At 69.5% G+C, this 16,293-nt stretch carries 16 protein-coding genes; 11 read left to right on the top strand and 5 right to left on the bottom strand.

Annotated elements, in window-relative coordinates:
• Nucleotides 1-118 precede the first annotated feature (118 nt).
• The gene (locus HUW46_RS23720; RefSeq protein WP_215550062.1) at nucleotides 119-2,890 is read left to right on the top strand and encodes an EAL domain-containing protein; all 2,772 of its coding nucleotides are present in this window, start codon (nucleotides 119-121) and stop codon (nucleotides 2,888-2,890) included.
• A gap of 291 nt (nucleotides 2,891-3,181) precedes the next feature.
• Here the strand turns inward: HUW46_RS23720 and HUW46_RS23715 are convergent, their stop codons facing one another.
• The 5 genes from HUW46_RS23715 to HUW46_RS23695 form a co-directional block, all read right to left on the bottom strand.
• The gene (locus HUW46_RS23715) at nucleotides 3,182-4,567 is read right to left on the bottom strand and encodes an IS1380 family transposase (RefSeq protein ID WP_215549925.1); all 1,386 of its coding nucleotides are present in this window, start codon (nucleotides 4,565-4,567) and stop codon (nucleotides 3,182-3,184) included.
• 246 nt (nucleotides 4,568-4,813) lie between these two features.
• Nucleotides 4,814-4,996, bottom strand: a complete 183-nt coding sequence (locus tag HUW46_RS23710; protein WP_215549362.1) for a DUF397 domain-containing protein — start codon at nucleotides 4,994-4,996, stop codon at nucleotides 4,814-4,816.
• Nucleotides 4,959-5,846, bottom strand: coding sequence for a helix-turn-helix domain-containing protein (locus HUW46_RS23705; protein ID WP_215549361.1), 888 nt, complete (start codon nucleotides 5,844-5,846; stop codon nucleotides 4,959-4,961). The genes HUW46_RS23710 and HUW46_RS23705 overlap by 38 nt, the downstream gene beginning before the upstream one ends.
• Nucleotides 5,847-6,363: 517 nt before the next feature.
• Nucleotides 6,364-6,774 (bottom strand): acyl-CoA thioesterase, encoded by a 411-nt coding sequence (locus HUW46_RS23700; RefSeq protein ID WP_442860953.1) that lies wholly within the window; start codon nucleotides 6,772-6,774, stop codon nucleotides 6,364-6,366.
• A complete protein-coding gene (locus HUW46_RS23695; RefSeq protein ID WP_254126493.1) occupies nucleotides 6,768-8,048 on the bottom strand; it encodes a hydroxyacid-oxoacid transhydrogenase in 1,281 nt (426 codons plus the stop codon). The genes HUW46_RS23700 and HUW46_RS23695 overlap by 7 nt, the downstream gene beginning before the upstream one ends.
• 233 nt (nucleotides 8,049-8,281) lie before the next feature.
• On the opposite strand from HUW46_RS23695, the gene HUW46_RS23690 reads away from it, so the two are divergent.
• From HUW46_RS23690 to HUW46_RS23645, 10 genes are all read left to right on the top strand, one after another.
• Nucleotides 8,282-9,865 carry a thiamine pyrophosphate-binding protein gene (locus tag HUW46_RS23690; RefSeq protein ID WP_254126492.1) on the top strand — a complete coding sequence of 528 codons (1,584 nt, stop codon included), beginning with the start codon at nucleotides 8,282-8,284 and terminating at the stop codon, nucleotides 9,863-9,865.
• A gap of 206 nt (nucleotides 9,866-10,071) precedes the next feature.
• Entirely contained in the window at nucleotides 10,072-10,275 is a 204-nt protein-coding gene (locus HUW46_RS23685; protein ID WP_215549359.1) for a cold-shock protein, read from the top strand.
• Between the two features lie 115 nt (nucleotides 10,276-10,390).
• Nucleotides 10,391-10,672 (top strand): metal-sensitive transcriptional regulator, encoded by a 282-nt coding sequence (locus HUW46_RS23680; RefSeq protein ID WP_215549358.1) that lies wholly within the window; start codon nucleotides 10,391-10,393, stop codon nucleotides 10,670-10,672.
• A 20-nt stretch (nucleotides 10,673-10,692) separates the two neighbouring features.
• Nucleotides 10,693-10,896: a heavy-metal-associated domain-containing protein gene (locus HUW46_RS23675; RefSeq protein WP_215549357.1), complete on the top strand. Its 204-nt coding sequence runs from the start codon at nucleotides 10,693-10,695 to the stop codon at nucleotides 10,894-10,896.
• 49 nt (nucleotides 10,897-10,945) lie between these two features.
• A complete protein-coding gene (locus HUW46_RS23670; protein WP_215549356.1) occupies nucleotides 10,946-12,265 on the top strand; it encodes an amidase in 1,320 nt (439 codons plus the stop codon).
• A gap of 31 nt (nucleotides 12,266-12,296) precedes the next feature.
• The gene (locus HUW46_RS23665; protein WP_215549355.1) at nucleotides 12,297-12,665 is read left to right on the top strand and encodes a VOC family protein; all 369 of its coding nucleotides are present in this window, start codon (nucleotides 12,297-12,299) and stop codon (nucleotides 12,663-12,665) included.
• Nucleotides 12,666-12,704: 39 nt separating this feature from the next.
• Nucleotides 12,705-13,979 carry a helix-turn-helix domain-containing protein gene (locus tag HUW46_RS23660; protein WP_215549354.1) on the top strand — a complete coding sequence of 425 codons (1,275 nt, stop codon included), beginning with the start codon at nucleotides 12,705-12,707 and terminating at the stop codon, nucleotides 13,977-13,979.
• A gap of 338 nt (nucleotides 13,980-14,317) precedes the next feature.
• Nucleotides 14,318-14,500 (top strand): hypothetical protein, encoded by a 183-nt coding sequence (locus tag HUW46_RS23655; RefSeq protein WP_215549353.1) that lies wholly within the window; start codon nucleotides 14,318-14,320, stop codon nucleotides 14,498-14,500.
• A 17-nt stretch (nucleotides 14,501-14,517) separates the two neighbouring features.
• The gene (locus HUW46_RS23650; RefSeq protein WP_215549352.1) at nucleotides 14,518-15,636 is read left to right on the top strand and encodes a sensor histidine kinase; all 1,119 of its coding nucleotides are present in this window, start codon (nucleotides 14,518-14,520) and stop codon (nucleotides 15,634-15,636) included.
• Nucleotides 15,633-16,274 carry a response regulator gene (locus HUW46_RS23645; RefSeq protein ID WP_215549351.1) on the top strand — a complete coding sequence of 214 codons (642 nt, stop codon included), beginning with the start codon at nucleotides 15,633-15,635 and terminating at the stop codon, nucleotides 16,272-16,274. The genes HUW46_RS23650 and HUW46_RS23645 overlap by 4 nt, the downstream gene beginning before the upstream one ends.
• The last annotated feature ends 19 nt before the right edge of the window (nucleotides 16,275-16,293 follow it).

Genomic DNA, 16,293 nt, shown 5'->3' with positions numbered 1-16,293 from the left:
GTAGAGACCAATTTTCGTCGACAAGGGGTGTGCTCATTGTGCCTCTGCGGCCTACTGTGGGCACAACGAACGGCCGTGATCGAAACGGGGCACGGTGGGACTGCGGATCGGACGGGACATGGAGGCAGGGGGCCACGACGCCACCAGGGATCGCGGCGCGGACGCCGTGACCGACCGAACGGTCGGCGCCGAACCCGTGGCTACCTGGTCTGCCGACTTCACCACGAACACCGTCACTTGGACTCCGCAAATCCCGACGGTGCTCAGCTTAACCGGGACAAATCCGACGGAGATTCGCGACCGTTTGGCGGAACTGGTTGCTCCATTGACCGCATTGTCGAAGACCGCGAGGGTCGGTGACGAGGTCGAACTCGACCAGGCCTACCGCAGCCCGGACGGCGACCAGCGCTGGATCCGGCTCCGCGCGCACACGGTGGGTGACGAAACCGTGCGCGGACTGTCGGGTGTCGCGAGCGACGTCACCGAGCAGCACACCGACCGGCAGGCGCTCGCCGACCTGTCCGACCGCTACCGGCTGCTCGTCGAGCTGAGCCCCGACGGCATCTGCGTCCACCAGAACGGCATCGTCGTCTACGCGAACCCCTCCGCGGTGCGGATGGTCGGCGCCGCGAACGTCGAGGCGGTGCTCGGCAGGGCGCTGTTCGACTTCGTCGAGCCGCGGTCGCTGCCCGAGCTGAAGGCGAGGATCGCCAGCCTCGGCGCCCCGGGTGCCCGCTCGGAGCCGACCGAGATGACGATGCGCACCATGAAGGGCGGAACGCTCGCCATGGAAACGGTGTCGGTCCGCACGACCTGGCAGGGGCGGCCCGCCTACCAGGCGATCATGCGCGACATCACCGCGCAGAAGGCCGCCGCGGCCGCGCTGCGGTACCAGGCCGCGCTCGTCACGCACGTCAGCGACGCGATCATCGCCACCGATCGGCACGGCCTCGTCACGAGCTGGAACCCCGCCGCGGAAAGCGTGTACGCCAGGTCCGCGGCCGAGGCGATCGGCAAACCGGTCCGCGAGGTCGTCGGCGCGCAGCTCGACCCGGGATGGGTCGTGCGCTTCGGCGGGGTCATCCAGACCGCGCACCGCCGCGCCGACGGGGTGGCGCTCGCGATCAGGGTGTCGGCGTCGGAAATGGGCGACGGCTACGTGCTGGTCTGCGCCGACGAAACCGCGCGCCGCCGCGCCGAGCAGCACTTCAGCACCGTCGTCGCGTCGCTGGACGAAGGCGTGATGGTGATCGGCCCGACCGGCGTGATCACCACGGCGAACCCGGCCGCGCACCGGATACTCGGCATCGTCGGCACCGCCGCGCTCGTCGGCATGCGGACCAGCGAACTCGCGCTCTACGACGAGGCGGGCCGCCGCATCCCGCAGGACGGCTACCCGACCGCGATGGCCCGCCGCTCCGGCGAGCCGCAGAACGGGCGCGTGGTCAGGGTTCGCGGGCCGGAAGGGCGTTCCGTGTGGCTCTCGCTCACCGCGCGCACGCTCAATCCCGACGATCCCGGCCCGCCGTCGGTGGTGGCCTCCTTCACCGACATCACCGAGCGCCGCGCGATCGCCGAACGGCTCGCCCACGAAGCGACCCACGACCCGCTCACCGGCCTCGCCAACCGCACGCTCGTGCTGCGCAGGCTCACCGCCGCGCTCGGGCAGTCCGATGTGACCTCGGTGCTGTTCATCGACCTCGACAAGTTCAAGGTCATCAACGATTCGCTCGGTCATTCCGTCGGCGACCGCGTGCTGCAGGCCGCGGGCGAGCGGCTGCACCAGTGCGTGTCGCCGCGCGATCTCGTCGGCAGGCTCGGCGGTGACGAGTTCGTGGTCGTGACCTCGACGGTCACCGACCGCGAGGAGGTCACGCAGCTGACCGAGCGCCTGCGCGCCGCGCTGACCAGGCCGGTCGCGGTCGATGGGCGGCAGCTGCACGTGGACGCGAGCGTCGGCATCGTGCTCGCCGCGCGCGGCGACGAGCGCACCGCGGAGGATCTGCTTCGCGACGCCGATGTCGCGATGTACCAGGCGAAAACGCTCGGCAGGGGCCGGTACGAGTTCTTCGACGTGGAACTGCGCGAACGGATGCAGCGCAGGCTCCGGCTGGAGCAGGACCTCCGCGCCGGTGTCCACAATGGACAACTATGGCCCGCGTACCAGCCGGTGGTGGACATCGCCACGAAGCGGATCGTCGCGGTCGAAGCGCTGCTGCGGTGGGACCACCCGGCGCACGGCCCGGTTTCGCCGACGGAGTTCATCCCGCTGGCCGAGGAAAGCGACCTGATCAACACGATCGGCGCGCACGTGCTCACCACGACCGTGCACGAGGTCGCCGGGTGGCGCGACCGGCGCGGTGTCGAACTCGACCTCGAAGTGAACCTTTCGGTGCGCCAGCTGGAAGATCCCGGACTGGTGCCCGCGGTCAGCGAGGTGCTCCGGATGACCGGCCTGTCGCCGGAGTCGCTGTGCCTCGAAGTCACCGAGAGCGCGCTGATGCGGGATCCCTCGGCGGCTTCCGGGGTGCTGCAGGAGTTGCGCGATCTCGGGGCCAGGCTCGCCATCGACGATTTCGGCACCGGCTACTCGTCGCTCGCGCAACTGCGCAAGCTGCCGCTCGACACGTTGAAGATCGACCAGACCTTCGTCGCCGAACTGGGCACCTCGCGCGAGGCCGCCGCGATCGTGGCCAGCATCATCGCGATGGCGCACGCCGTCGGCCTGACCGTGATCGCCGAAGGCGTGGAAACCTCGGGGCAACTGCAAATACTCGCCGAACTGGGCTGCGACCAGGCGCAGGGCTACTACTTCGGGAAACCGGGCTCGGCCGCCGCACTGCTCCGCCTCATCGGCCCCGATCAACGGTGGGCCCCGGAACCCTGCTGACTTCCGGGGCGGCTTCAGCGGGTGCCCCCGATGCCCCGAAGGCCACCCTCGGGGCATCTAGCGCCACGATCGCGGCCCTCGCGGCAGACGGCCACCCCGGCGCCCGTCCCCGAAGGTGGCCTTCGGGGCGTCTAGCCTCGGTCTTTCATGGTGATCTGTAGGTGATGTTGATGTTGGAGATGTTGATGTTGTTGGGTGTGGTTTTGGGTGTGGGCAGGTTGTAGTTGCCGATCTGCTGGGGTATCGGCTGCTCCGGGGTCTTTCGGGTTGTCGGGTCAGGGGTGGTGTGGGTTAGGGGAAAGCGGTGCGGATGCGGTGGAATCCGGTGGCGATTGCGGGGGCCCAGCGCCATGTCCGGTCGATGCGCAGATGGGTTTGGCGTGCGCTGCGGGTGATGCGGGCGGCGACGTGCAGGACGCGGTAACGGAAGGTGGTGATCTCGATCCGGGCGAGGTCGGGCTGGTCGGTGAAGCCGATCAGTTGGCTCCAGCAGACCAGGTCGATCGCGGTGAGCACGGCCTGTAGCCAGGCTGTGTTTTCGGCGAGTCCGCGACAGGGCAGGTTGCGCAGGCCGGTGGCTTTGGCCTCGCGGATGCGGTCTTCCATCCGGGCGCGTTGACGGTGTCGCAGTTCCAGCCCGGCGGCCTGGCCGGGGATGATCCCGGGTGCGGTGTCGGTGAGCAGCGCGGTGATCCGCATCCCGTCGGCGTCGGTGAATCGTAGCTGCGCGCCGGGGTGCGGGCGTTCTTTGCGCAGGATCAGCCGTGACCCTTCGGGCCACTTCGACAGGTCGATCGCGGTGCTGATCTCGGTGACCCAGGCTCCGTCCCGGATCCCGTCCCCAGGCTCGACCGCGGGATGCCAGCACGAAGCCGGGATCGCGTCGACGATGCGCTGCACCCGCGCGTCGACCGGGAACCCGAAGGAGAACCCGACGCCCCGGTCCCGGCAGGTCTGGGCGAAGGTGTGGCTGGCCCCGGCGGAATCACTGCGCGCGAGCAGCCGCGGCGAATCGGGGTCGCCGGGGCGGGGCCGGGCGTAGGTGGGCAACGCCGCCAGCGCCGCATCGAGCACGGCGACGTGATCGGCCGCGGTGCTCGACCCCGCGTTGCCTGGGCGCAGCAACCCGGCCAAGGCTTCCCCGCCGGCGATCTGCGGGCGATCGAGGAAACACAACAGCGGGTGAAACCCGAACGTGTGCTTCCACGTCGCTGCCGCGTCCTGCTTGTCCGAGTGCGCCAGCACGATCGTGGCATCGAAATCCAGACACAGCTCCTCGGACAGGTCCGGGGCAGCCCCGGCCTCCCACGCCCGTTGCCGCGCGGCGGCACGGGCGGCCTGCACCGCGGGCAGATGGGCCTCGTCGATCCGCTCGAGTAACCGCCACGCCGTCGGCATCGACGCGACCGGCCCGAACAGATCCTCCCGGTCCCGCAGCACCGCGATCCCCGACACCGCGTCCGCGCCATCCGCGATCGCCACCGCCACATCAGCGAACACCTGCCCCGGCGCATGCACCGCGACACCACGATAAGTATCAGCCAACGCCGAGTTCACCGCCCCGACCAAACCCGTGACCTCAGCCATCTCCCGCAACAACCCGACACCAGCATGCGACACGACACCAGCACCATCCGCGCTGACCTTCACCCGACCAGAACGCTTGCTATCCTTCACCCGCGAAGTGCCTTCCCGTTCGAGAAACCGGACCCTAGACAAGTCCCAGTTTCCCCTACAGGACAGGCACTTTCGCGCATTCAACCCCCACGACACCCCACCACCCATGAAACACCCAGGCTAGCGCCGTGAACTCGGCCCTCGTAACAAACTCCCACCGTCGTGGCGGGCGCTCCTCTGCCCCGAAGGTGGCCTTCACGGCGCCCAGCGCCCCGAAGGCCACCTTCGGGGCATCCGGATCACGTCTCAGCGGATATCCGTGCCCGTGGTGGCGACGAAGGCTCGCCATGCCGTGGCAGGCACCCGAAGAGTGCCCGACTTCCGCGCCTTGGTGTCCCGCACGCCCACTGTGGCGCCCAGGTTCACCTCCACGCAACTGGTGCTTTGCTGGCTACGACTGGACTTCTTCCACTGACCGGCAGCGGTCATGTTCTCGCTCCATCCTGTCGACCCGAGCAGCGATGAGGGACACCGATTCCTTCGGCCCCAACGCCACTTGGGCCACCTTATCGGCCGCATTCCGGTATCCGCTCACATACTCGTCGTCGCTCAGGAAGAGCCCGCTGATCCGGGTTTCGACCTGAACAACCGGTTGCGCCACATCGGAATCCATGAGCACGAACGGTGTCTCCAGCCCCGGATGCCATCCGACGTCGAACGGAACCACTCGAATGTCCACATTGGATTTGGCGGACAGCTCCAGCAGGTACCGGCACTGCGCGAGCAGCACATCGCGACCACCGATCTCCTGGCGCAACGCGGCTTCGCCGATCAGCGCAACGAAGTGGGCCGGATGCGGCCTGAAAATTGCGTCGCGGCGCCCGACTCTGATCGCGATGCGCATCTCGATCTCCGAAGCAGGAACACTGCCCGCCGACATGATTGCCCGAGCGTAGTCGGTCGTCTGCAGCAGACCGGGGATCAGCAGCGGAGCCATGTCGATGATCACGGTCGCCGAGCGTTCGAACTCCAAGACCGCGGCGAGGTGTTGACGTTGCTCCGGAAGGGTGGCGGCGAGCCACAACGGCCCGGCCGTGCCACCGCGCGCCATCTCGACGAGTTCCTCGTACCGCGCGCCACCCACACCGAGCGTGGTGAGCATTCGCGCGATCTCGGCGACATCGGTGCCTCGCTTGCCGGTTTCGATGCGGGAGACCGTGCCGGGATCCTTTCCCAACCGGCCCGCGAATTGGCGCAGGCCCACACCTGCTTCTTCGCGCAGTTCGCGGATCGCCGCGCCGAGAGCGCGCGCTTTCGGAGTTGCTCTGTTGCCTGCCATGCAACGCACATTATTGATCCTGACCTGCGGATTCATCCCTCGATCAGTGACTTGCGGTGCGGGTCCGTACCGGCTGTTTTGGTAACCAACAACGGCGCAACATCCGCAACAGAGGACCGACCCCATGAGCTGGCGGCGCGATATGCACGGCAACATCGAAGATCCCGACGGCACCGGCCCCGTCAACGAAGAGTTCCGGCCCGTTGTCGGCGGCGTCCGGCATCGGACCGGCGAAACAGAAATTCCCCCGAACGCCGCAACGATCCGGATGTTGTGCGGATTCCTGTGGAAAGTGCACCGCACCAAGAAGTCCCCGCACATCTACGACTGCCACGCCTGCGAAGAGGAGTTCACCGAGGGTCGTCCTGCCGGACGCCACGAGGGCCGAGAACGCGGCGCTAGACGCCCCGAAGGCCACCTTCGGGGACCGGCGCCCTTCGGGTGGAACGAGGCGAGGGGACGATCTGCGGCGTCTAGTTCCCCGAGGGTGGCCTTCGGGGCATTTCGCCGAGAACGATCAGCAGGGCTGCAGTGCTTCCAGTGCTTCGCGGAGCTTGCCGCTGACTTCGACCGGGCGGCGCGAACCCCGGTCCACGAACACGTGCACGAAATGGCCCTCCGCGATCAATTCCTCCTCGCGGAACATGCCGATCTCGTACCGCACGCTGGACCGGCCGAGGTGCCCGACGCGCAACCCCACCGACAGTGTGTCCGGAAAGGACACCGAGCCGCGGTAGTTGCAGTGCGATTCGACGCACAGGCCGATCGTTTCGCCGTCGTGCATGTCGAGGCCGCCGCGGTCGATCAGCCAGGTGTTGATCACGGTGTCCATCAGCGCGTAGTGCACGACGTTGTTGACGTGCCCATAGACGTCGTTGTCCTTCCACCGCAACGGAACCTGCTGCCAGTGCGGGTAGTCGCTCACCACAGGGCCACCGATCGGCGGAAGACACCGGCGAGGTCTTCGGCGTCCGCTTCGCGCGGCGCGGTCGCGAGCAGGCGCTGCTGCTTGAGCGTGCCCTGCACCAGTTCGTCCACATCGGACTCCGAGTAGCCGACCTCGCCGATCCCGTTCGGGATGCCGATCCGCCGCATCAGCGCCTTCAACGCCGACGGCAGGTAGTCCGCGTCCGCTGGCACGTCCAGGTCCGGCGCGAGCAGGCGGGCCACCCGCAGGTGCCGTTCGGGCGCCGCGTCGAAGGTGAACCGGAACGCCTCCGGCGCGGTCAGCGAAACCGCCATTCCGTGCGGCACCATGGCTTCCTCGCCGGGGTAGCCCGCGGGGTGGAAGTCGCGCACCTGCCCCGCGATCGGGTACGCGTTGGCGTGCGGGATGTGCACGCCCGCGTTGCCGAAGCCGAGCCCCGCGAACGTCGCGGCCAGCGCCAGGTCTTCGCGTGCGCGCACGTTGTCGCCGTCTTCCACCGCCGCGGGCAGCGCTTCGCGCAACAGGTCGAGCGACTTCTCCGCGAACATGTCGGCGAGGGGATTCGAGCCGCAGTAAGGCACCCGCTGCTCGGGGCGCTTGCGGTCGAACTCGGTGTACGGCTTCGCGGTGTAGCTCTCCGCGGCGTGGCACAGGATGTCCATCCCGCTGGCCGCGGTCACCTCGGCGGGCTGGCTCAGCGACAGCCTCGGGTCCACCACGGCCAGGGTCGGCCGGAGCTTCAGGTGGCTGATCCCGCTCTTCACCCGCAGCGACAGCACGTCCAGCACGCACACCGTGGTGCTTTCGGCGCCGGTGCCGGTGGTCGTCGGCACCGCGACGAACGGCTTCAACGGCTTCTCCGGGGCCCTACCGCCGCCAACCGGCGCATTGACGTAGTCCATCAGCTCGCCGTCGTTGCTCATCAGCAGGTTCACCGCTTTGGCGGTGTCGATGCTGGAGCCGCCACCGACCGCGACGAACGCGTCCCACGGGCCGGTGCCACGCGCGTGGTCGACCGCCTTGCGCATGCTCACGTCGGTCGGCTCGACGTGCACGTCGTCGAACACCTCGGCCGCCAGCCCGTAGGACCGCAACCCCTCGGCGATCCGCCGCGGCCAGCCGGTGGCGGCGACCCCGGGATCGGTGATGACGAGGACCCGGCGCGCGCCGAGCTGGGTCAGGTCGTAGCCGATTTCGTCGCTCGCGCCGCGGCCGTACTTCAACGCGGGGGCACCGTAGGTGAACACGGTTTCTCGGTCAGGTGTCACGTCCACGCCCCGAGCTTAAGGGGGCGCGCCGCCGGAGAAGAAGATCTCGATAATCCGTCATTTCAGACATCTCGGTGAAGGATTCCCGAATCCGGTCAACTCTGCGGTGCTTCTCGCTCCGCTAAGTAAGTGACCCTTCACTTGACCGGGTGATCAAGGCGCCCTTAACTTGGCCCATCAGGTATCACCGAGGTTGGACCGTCGCGCAGACGGCCGTACGTATTCTCGCCGAGGCCGGTGTGCGTCGCGCGTACACGGTCCCCGGCGAGTCCTTTCTCGAACTCTTGGACGTCCTGCAGCTCCAGCGCTCGATCTCGCTGATCACGACGCGGCACGAAGCGGGCGCGGCGTTCATGGCCGAGGCCGAGGGCAAGCTGCGCGACGTGCCCGCGCTCGTGCTCGGCAGCAAGGGCCCCGGGATCGCGAACCTGGCGATCGGCGTGCACACGGCGTACCAGGACGAGACGCCGATGATCGTCATCCTCGGCGAGACCGCGTCGAACCTGCTGAAGTACAGCGGCCCCAGCGATCCCGACCTGACCGGCATGTTCTCGTCGTTCGTGAAATGGGCAGGGAAGGCCAGGAGCGCGACCGACGTGCCGAAGCTCCTCGTCGAAGCGATCAACGCGGCCAGGACCGGGCGCCGGGGGCCCGCGGTGCTCGCGGTGCCGAGCGATTTCTGGGTCGCCCCGTTCGACCAGTCGCTCGCCGATCCCGACCTGGCGATGCGCACCGGAACCCTGCACCGCTCCGCCGACGAGGTCGCCGCGCTGCTCGCCGATTCGAAGTACCCGGTGGTGATCGCGGGCGGCAGGGCCCGCTGGGCGCGCGACGAGCTGGTGATGACCGCCGAGCACCTCGGGTTCGCCGTCTACAACGCGTTCCGCAGGCAGGACGCGTTCCCGGAGACCCACGAGCGCTACGCCGGGCACCTCGGCGTCGGGATCCCGGCGCGCCAGCTCGACGCGATGGAGCGCGCCGATCTCGTGCTGTGCCTCGGCACCCGGCTCGACGAGGTGACCACCCAGAACTACCGCTACCCGCTGCCGTCGCAGACGCTGGTGATGGTCGGCACCGGCCCGGCCGACGCGCGGCGCGGCGGGCTGACCTTCCGGGTCGCCTCCGAGGTCGAACCCTTCCTCCGCGAGCTGCGCTCGGTCGCCGCGCCGCGGACGCGCCGCAGTTCGGCGGCGAACGCGGCGGTGCACACCTTCATGACCCCGCCCGACACCCGCGACAGCGTGCTCGTGCACCCCGCCGACGTCGTGCGGACGGTGCGCCGCCACGCGCCGGAGGACACCATCGTCACGAACGACGCGAGCGCGTTCGCCGGGTTCGTGCACCGCTACTGGTGCTTCACCGCCGCGCGCTCGCAGCTCGGCCCCGCGAACGGCGCGATGGGGTACGCGGTGCCCGCCGCGGTCGCCGCCAAGCTCGCCGAGCCGGAGCGCACGGTGTTCGCGATGGTCGGCGACGGCGCCGCGCTGATGACCGGGCAGGAGATCGAGACGGCGGTGCGCTACCGGGTGCCGATCATCGTGATCGTGTTCCAGAACGGCGTGTACGGCACGATGGCGATGCACCAGGCCAGGACGCACGGACGGCTCGCCGGGGTCACCCTGCCCGCGGTCGACTTCGCGGCGTGGGCGCGCGGGCTCGGCGCCGCGGGCTACATGGTCGAGGACCCGCAGGAGCTGGAGCCGACGATCTCGCGCGCGCTGCGGCACCAGCGGCCCGTCCTGATCGACGTGCGGACCGACCCGGACGTGATCACCCCGGAGACCAGGCTGAGCGAGCTGTACCACGGTGATCGCTCCGGGTGAGGCAACACGCCCCGGTCGTGGGTTGGCGCGCGCCCCCATCTGTGCTTTACTTCCACTGGTCTCAAAGTTTTTGTGTTCGTGCTAACCCACGCTCGCAAGACATAGCGGGCGTAGTGGTTCCTCTTCCGGGAAGCAAACCGCTCGTGTTGAGCCCGAGCTGCCGAAGTGGCTTCTCGTTTTGTTTGTTACACATGGAGATATCTTTTATGACGCAGGGCACTGTGAAGTGGTTCAACTCCGAGAAGGGGTTCGGCTTCATCACCCCCGACAGCGGCGGCGGCGACGTCTTCGTGCACTACTCGGAGATCCAGGGTAACGGTTTCCGTACCCTCGAGGAGAACGCGCGAGTCGAGTTCGAGATCGGTCAGGGCCAGAAGGGCCCGCAGGCCACCTCGGTCACCGTCATCTGACGAAGACTTCGAAACGAAGCCGTCGCCCCACGGGGCGGCGGCTTCTTTCGCGTTCGGGCAACCCCATACCCCCTTGGGGTATAGTCGGAGCTGAAGAGAAGACGAGGAGCCAGCGATGCGCGGATACACCGACGACAAGGACGCCTACGTCAAGCGGCTGCGGCGGATCGAAGGCCAGGTGCGCGGCCTCGCCCGGATGATCGAGAACGACGAGTACTGCATCGACGTGCTCACCCAGATCTCCGCCGCCACCAAGGCACTGCGGTCGGTCTCGCTCGCGCTGCTCGACGAGCACCTCAAGCACTGCGTGGCCGAGGCGCTCGAAAGCGGCGGCGACGAAGCCGACGAGAAGGTGCGCGAAGCCAGCGAAGCGATCGCCCGCCTCGTCCGTTCCTGACCAGCAAGGGAGTGCGTTCGATGACCGAGTCCAGCTACACCGTCACCGGGATGACCTGCGGCCACTGCGCGGGCGCCGTGCGCGAAGAGGTCGGCGCGCTCGCGGGCGTCGCCAAGGTCGACGTCGACGTCCAGTCCGGTTCCGTCGTGGTGACCAGCGAAGCGCCCCTCGCGGTCGACGACGTGCGCGCCGCCGTCGAGGAAGCGGGCTACGCGCTCGCCTGACGAGCACAGTTCACCCGTCGCGGTAGTTTCCGCGCCGCATGCTCGGCGCATGGATGATCTTCTGTTCGCGCCGCTGTCCGAGGTTCACCGCGCGCTCGTGGCGGGCACCGTCTCGCCGGTCGAGCTGCTCGACGCGTCCTTGGACCGGGTGCGCCGCTGGGAACCGGCGCTCAACGCGTTCGTGACGGTGCTCGCCGAGCCCGCGCGCGAAGAGGCCCTTCGCGCGGAACGGGCATTGCGCGACGGCGGGCCCGTCACGGTGCTGACCGGGATCCCGGTCACCGTGAAGGACCTTTTCGACACCGCGGGGGTCCGCACCACGGCCGGTTCCCGGATCCTCGCCTCGCGCGTGCCCGCCCGCGACGCTTCGCTCGTTTCGGCACTGCGGCGAGCGGGTGCCGTGCTCGTCGGAAAGACGAACCTGCACGAGTTCGCGTACGGGTTCCCGCATCCCGACTACGGCCAGGCGCAGAACCCGTGGAACTCCGACCGCACCGCGGGCGGCTCGAGCTCCGGCTCCGCCGCCTCGCTCGCCGCGGGCATCGGCTACGCCTCGCTCGCCAGTGACACCGGCGGCTCCACCCGGCTCCCAGCTGCATTTAGCGGGCTAAACGCGCTCAAGCCGTCCCGGGGGCTGCTGGCCCGCGACGGGATGCTGCCGCTGTCCCCGACCCTCGATCACGTCGGCCTGCTCACGCGTCGCGCCGAGGACAGCGCGCTGGTCCTGCGGGCACTGACCGGCCACCCGGTACCCGAGCCGTCGATGACGGGCCTCCGGATCGGCGTCGTCACCGACCTGCTCGGCGACCCGCTCACCGACGACGTCCGCGACGTCTTCGAGAAGGCGCTCTTCCCCGGCGCGCGGGAAGTCCGGCTGCCGGGCATCGTCGACCTCGGCGCGCAGTTCGTCACGATCATGCTCGCCGAGGCGACGTGGGAGCACCGAGAGTGGTACCCGTCGCGCGAAGCCGAGTACGCGGCGGGCACGCGCGCCAACCTGGCCGCGGGCGCGAAGGTCACGGCCGTCGAGTACCTCGCCGCTCTCCACGCGCGCGAACGATTCCGCCGCGACGTCGACGCCCTGCTGACCGAAGTGGACGTGCTCGTCAGCCCGACGATCGGGTTCACCGCGCCGGAACGCGAACCCGATTTCGAAGGCGGCGGCACCGGGTACATCCAGCGCACGATCCCGTTCAACGCGTCCGGGCATCCCGCGATGAGTGTGCCCGCCGGACTCGCGCGCGACGGTCTGCCGGTGGGCCTCCAACTCGTCGCCGCACGGGAAAGCACGCTGTACCGGGTCGCGCTCGCGCACGAGAAGGCCGTCGGCCCGTTGCTCCGGAGAAAGAGCGAAAAATACCTGACGTGATCTGTCAGGTTTGCCGCATAGCGTTGCGCGCATGACATCACCCGCAACGCTCGTCATGGTCACGCTCGACTGCCCCGACCCCCGCGTCCTCGCGGAGTTCTACCACCAGGTGACCGGCTGGGAGATCGCGCACAGCGAGGTCGACTACGCCATGGTTTCCCAGGAGGGCCAGGTCCCGATCGGCTTCCAGCGCGCCGACGAGTTCGCGCCGCCGCGCTGGCCGGGCGCCGAGGTTCCCCAGCAGTTCCACCTCGACTTCATCGTCGAGGACCTGGACGCCACCGAGAAGAAACTGCTCGCCGCGGGCGCGGGCAAGCCCGAGTTCCAGCCGGGTGGCGACAAGTGGCGCGTGCTCACCGATCCCGCCGGGCACCCGTTCTGCGTGTGCCTGCGGAGCTGATCGGTTCCGATTTCGGGCCTCGCGGGGGACACTGTCGACGTGTTCCAGGAGCACCTCGAGGCAGCGTTGCCGGTCGGGGCGGACCCCCGGCGGCACGCGCACGCCCTGGCCGAGGTGCACGAAGCCGCGCTTTCCGGCGATGCGCTGCCCAGGCGTCCCCGGTCCGTGATCGAGGCGTCCTGGCAGCGCATGCGGCGGCTCGGCATCGATCCCGACCGCGGCGCGCAGCGCGCCCCGCTGGGGCCCGCCGAACTGGAGTCCCGCCGCCGGGCCAGCGGGCTCGCCGACGCGTTGCCGATCCTGCGCGGCGGGCTCATCAGCCTCGCTGAGGAGGCCGCGCACATCATGGTGGTCGTCGACGCCGAAGGCAGGGTGCTCTGGCGCGACGGCAGCACCGCGGTGCGCCGCCGCGCCGACGGGCTGGGCTTCACCGAGGGCGTCGACTGGCACGAGGACGCCGTCGGCACGAACGCGATCGGCACCGCGCTCGTCGCGCGGCGCCCGGTGCAGGTGTACTCCGCCGAGCACTACGTCCGCTCGCACCACGGCTGGACGTGCGCGGCCGCCCCGCTGCACGACCCGAGGGACGGCAGACTGCTCGGCGTCGTGGACCTGTCTGGCCCGGCGTCGACCGTGCACGCTTCGACGCTCGCCCTCGTCGACGCCGTCGCCCGGCTCGCCGAATCGCAACTGCGCAACGCCCACCTCGCCGAACTGGACCGGCTCCGCGGCGTGGCGGCCCCGGTGCTGGCGAAGGCGGGCGGCGGCGCGCTCGTCGCCGACCGGCACGGCTGGATCGCCGCGTCCTCGGGTCTCGCCCCGGTCGACCGCATCGTTTTGCCCGCGAACTGCACTCCGGGCCGCACCTGGCTGCCCGCGTTCGGGACCTGCGTCGTCGAACCGCTGCCCGGCGGCTGGCTCGTCCGGCCCGCGGCGGACGCGTCACCGGCGACCAAGGTCGAGCTGGATGTCAGCACGCCGCGCGCCAGCACGCTCACCGTCACCGGCCAGTCCGGCACCTGGACCCACCCGCTGAGCCCTCGGCACGCCGAAGTGCTCTACGTGCTCGCCTGCCACCGCGACGGCAGGTCCGCCGCGGAGCTGGCCGCCGACCTCTTCGGCGACGCCGACCGCACCGTCACCGTGCGCGCGGAGATGTCCCGGCTGCGCCGCACCTTCGGCGGCATCCTCGACGGCAGGCCGTACCGCTTCGCCGACGGCATCGACGTGGTCGTCCACCGCCCGCCGGACCCGGAGCAGGTCCTGCCGCACTCCCTAGCCCCCGCGATCCGGATCGCCACGCCCCGAAGGTGACCTTCGGGGCATCTAACGCCACCTTCTCGGCCCTCGCGAGTGTGCGGGCCGGGGTTGCTCGTGCCCCGAAGGTGGCCTTCGGGGCGGTAGATGCCCTGAACGTCACTTTCGGGGCACATGCGAACCCGCTTCGGCAGCAGGAGTACCGACGAGGACGGAGTTCGCGGCACCAGATCCCCCGAAGCCGCGCTCGGGGGCAGGCAAAGGCGGGGACCAGCCACCCCACTCGATCTCTATAGGAGCATCTTTCGGGGCATGAGGGCGCAACCGCCATCTCCACCCTGATCTCCACCGCGGTGTGGTCCCCGAAAACCGCCCGGATTCCTACCGTCGTCGGCATGAAGAAGGAAGACCTGATCCGCATGGCGGCGAACAAGGCGCAGGAATCGATGTCGGGGGGCAAGATGCAGGGCAAGACACTGATCACCTTGGTGGTCGTCGGCGTGGTGGTGCTGCTGGGCTTCCTTGCCTACCGGCTGATCCTGGTGGAGCTGATCACCAAGCTGAGCGATCACCACTGAGCACTCCGCGAGGTGCCATGCGGAAGCTGCCGGACAACATCGCGCCGGCCTGGCTCGTGGTGCACGTACTGGGCACGCTGTTCATCGCGGCGACGCTCGCCACCGCGCGCGAGCACTCGCCGTGGGTGTGGGCGGCGTACGGGATCAGCGCGGCCAGCTGGCTCGCGTTCACCCTGCTCGAACTCAACCGGACGCGCCTCGGGCTCGCCGCGGTCATGCTCGCGCTCACCGCGGTGCTCTCCGGCGCGATGGTCCCGGTCGCCGACGACTCGTCGGCGCTGATCATCAGCATCATCTCGCTGGGCCGGTTCGCGACGCTGATCGCGCCGAGCGTCGCGGCGATCCTCGCGGTCGGCGTGGTCGACGTGGTGTTCGCGGTGCTGCCGTTCTTCCTTGCGCAGCAACGGTTTTCCGACGCGGTCATCAACTCCGGCGTGATGGTACTGGTGCTCCTGCTCGGGTTGAACCGGCGGCAGTACGAGCTGCGCGCGAACCAGGCGGAGGAACTGCTCAAGCAGACCAGGCTCGCGCAGGAGCAGCACGCCCGCGCCGCCGCGCTGGACGAGCGCAACCGCATCGCGCGCGAGATCCACGACGTGCTGGCGCATTCCCTCGGCGCGCTCGGCGTCCAGCTCGAACTGGCCGAGGCACTGCTCGAAAAGTCCGATGTGGACACCGCGATGAGCACGGTGCGCCGGTCGCGGCGGCTCGCCGCGACCGGGCTCGCCGAGGCGAGGAACGCGGTGACCGCGCTGCGCCGGGACGTGCCATCACTGGTGAACGCGGTGACCGGGCTCGTGACGGCCCATCGCGCGGATCACGCGACACCGGTCCGGTTCGACACCACGGGCACCGAGCGCCCGCTGTCCTCCGCCGCGGCCGTCTCGCTCGCCGCGATCGCGCGCGAGGCGCTGACCAACGCGGCCAAGCACGCACCGGGCGAACCGATCTCGGTCGCACTCGACTTCGACGAGCACGCGGTCCGCCTGGAAGTGCGCAATCCCGCCGCGGCAAGCGAACCCGGCGAAGGCTTCGGCCTGACGGGGATGCGCGAACGGCTCGCGCTCGCCGGTGGCACGCTGTCGTCCGGACGGCGGGATGGCGAGTGGACCGTGACGGCGGAGGTACCGGAATGATCAGGGTCGTGGTGGTCGACGACCAGCAGGTCATGCGCGAAGGCCTGGTGGCGCTGCTCGGCCTGCTCGACGACATCGAGGTGGTCGGCTCGGCCGGCGACGGCGCGCGGGCGCTGGCCCTGCTCGGCGGGCTGCGGGCCGACGTCGTCCTGATGGACCTGCGCATGCCGGTGCTCGACGGTGTCGAAGCGACGAAGCGCATCACGCGCGACCACCCCGGCACCGCCGTCCTCGTGCTCACCACCTACGACGACGACGAATCGATCGCGGGCGCGCTGCGGGCGGGCGCGCGCGGCTACCTCACCAAGGACGCCGGGCGGCTCGAAATCGCCTCCGCGATCCGCTCGGCCGCGGCCGGGCAGTCGACCTTCGACGCGGGCGTGTCGGAGCGACTGGTCGCCGCGCTTTCCGGGCAGCGGCGGGCAAAACCGAAAGCCGAGCTGCCGGACGGGCTCACCGCGCGCGAGGCCGAGGTGCTCGGCCGGATCGGTGACGGGCTGAGCAACGCCGAGATCGCCGCCGAGCTGTACATCGGCGAGGCCACGGTGAAGACACATATCAACAACGCGTTCGCCAAGATCGGCGTGCGCAACCGCGCCGAGGCGGTCCGCTACGCCGTGGACCACGAGCTGACCTGATCGGATACCTTCGTGCCCT

This window comes from Amycolatopsis sp. CA-230715, assembly GCF_018736145.1.
Classification (GTDB): domain Bacteria; phylum Actinomycetota; class Actinomycetes; order Mycobacteriales; family Pseudonocardiaceae; genus Amycolatopsis.
This window is presented reverse-complemented; position numbering and strand designations above follow the sequence as displayed.

What these genes read in the sequence shown, in the direction of transcription:
- HUW46_RS23685 (WP_215549359.1), top strand. Translation starts at nt 10,072, where the DNA reads ATGACGCAGGGCACTGTGAAGTGGTTCAACTCCGAGAAGGGGTTCGGC.
- HUW46_RS23710 (WP_215549362.1), bottom strand. Translation starts at nt 4,996, where the DNA reads ATGACCGCTGCCGGTCAGTGGAAGAAGTCCAGTCGTAGCCAGCAAAGC.
- HUW46_RS23655 (WP_215549353.1), top strand. Translation starts at nt 14,318, where the DNA reads ATGAAGAAGGAAGACCTGATCCGCATGGCGGCGAACAAGGCGCAGGAA.
- HUW46_RS23680 (WP_215549358.1), top strand. Translation starts at nt 10,391, where the DNA reads ATGCGCGGATACACCGACGACAAGGACGCCTACGTCAAGCGGCTGCGG.
- HUW46_RS23675 (WP_215549357.1), top strand. Translation starts at nt 10,693, where the DNA reads ATGACCGAGTCCAGCTACACCGTCACCGGGATGACCTGCGGCCACTGC.
- HUW46_RS23720 (WP_215550062.1), top strand. Translation starts at nt 119, where the DNA reads ATGGAGGCAGGGGGCCACGACGCCACCAGGGATCGCGGCGCGGACGCC.
- HUW46_RS23665 (WP_215549355.1), top strand. Translation starts at nt 12,297, where the DNA reads ATGACATCACCCGCAACGCTCGTCATGGTCACGCTCGACTGCCCCGAC.
- HUW46_RS23670 (WP_215549356.1), top strand. Translation starts at nt 10,946, where the DNA reads ATGGATGATCTTCTGTTCGCGCCGCTGTCCGAGGTTCACCGCGCGCTC.
- HUW46_RS23705 (WP_215549361.1), bottom strand. Translation starts at nt 5,846, where the DNA reads ATGGCAGGCAACAGAGCAACTCCGAAAGCGCGCGCTCTCGGCGCGGCG.
- HUW46_RS23645 (WP_215549351.1), top strand. Translation starts at nt 15,633, where the DNA reads ATGATCAGGGTCGTGGTGGTCGACGACCAGCAGGTCATGCGCGAAGGC.
- HUW46_RS23650 (WP_215549352.1), top strand. Translation starts at nt 14,518, where the DNA reads ATGCGGAAGCTGCCGGACAACATCGCGCCGGCCTGGCTCGTGGTGCAC.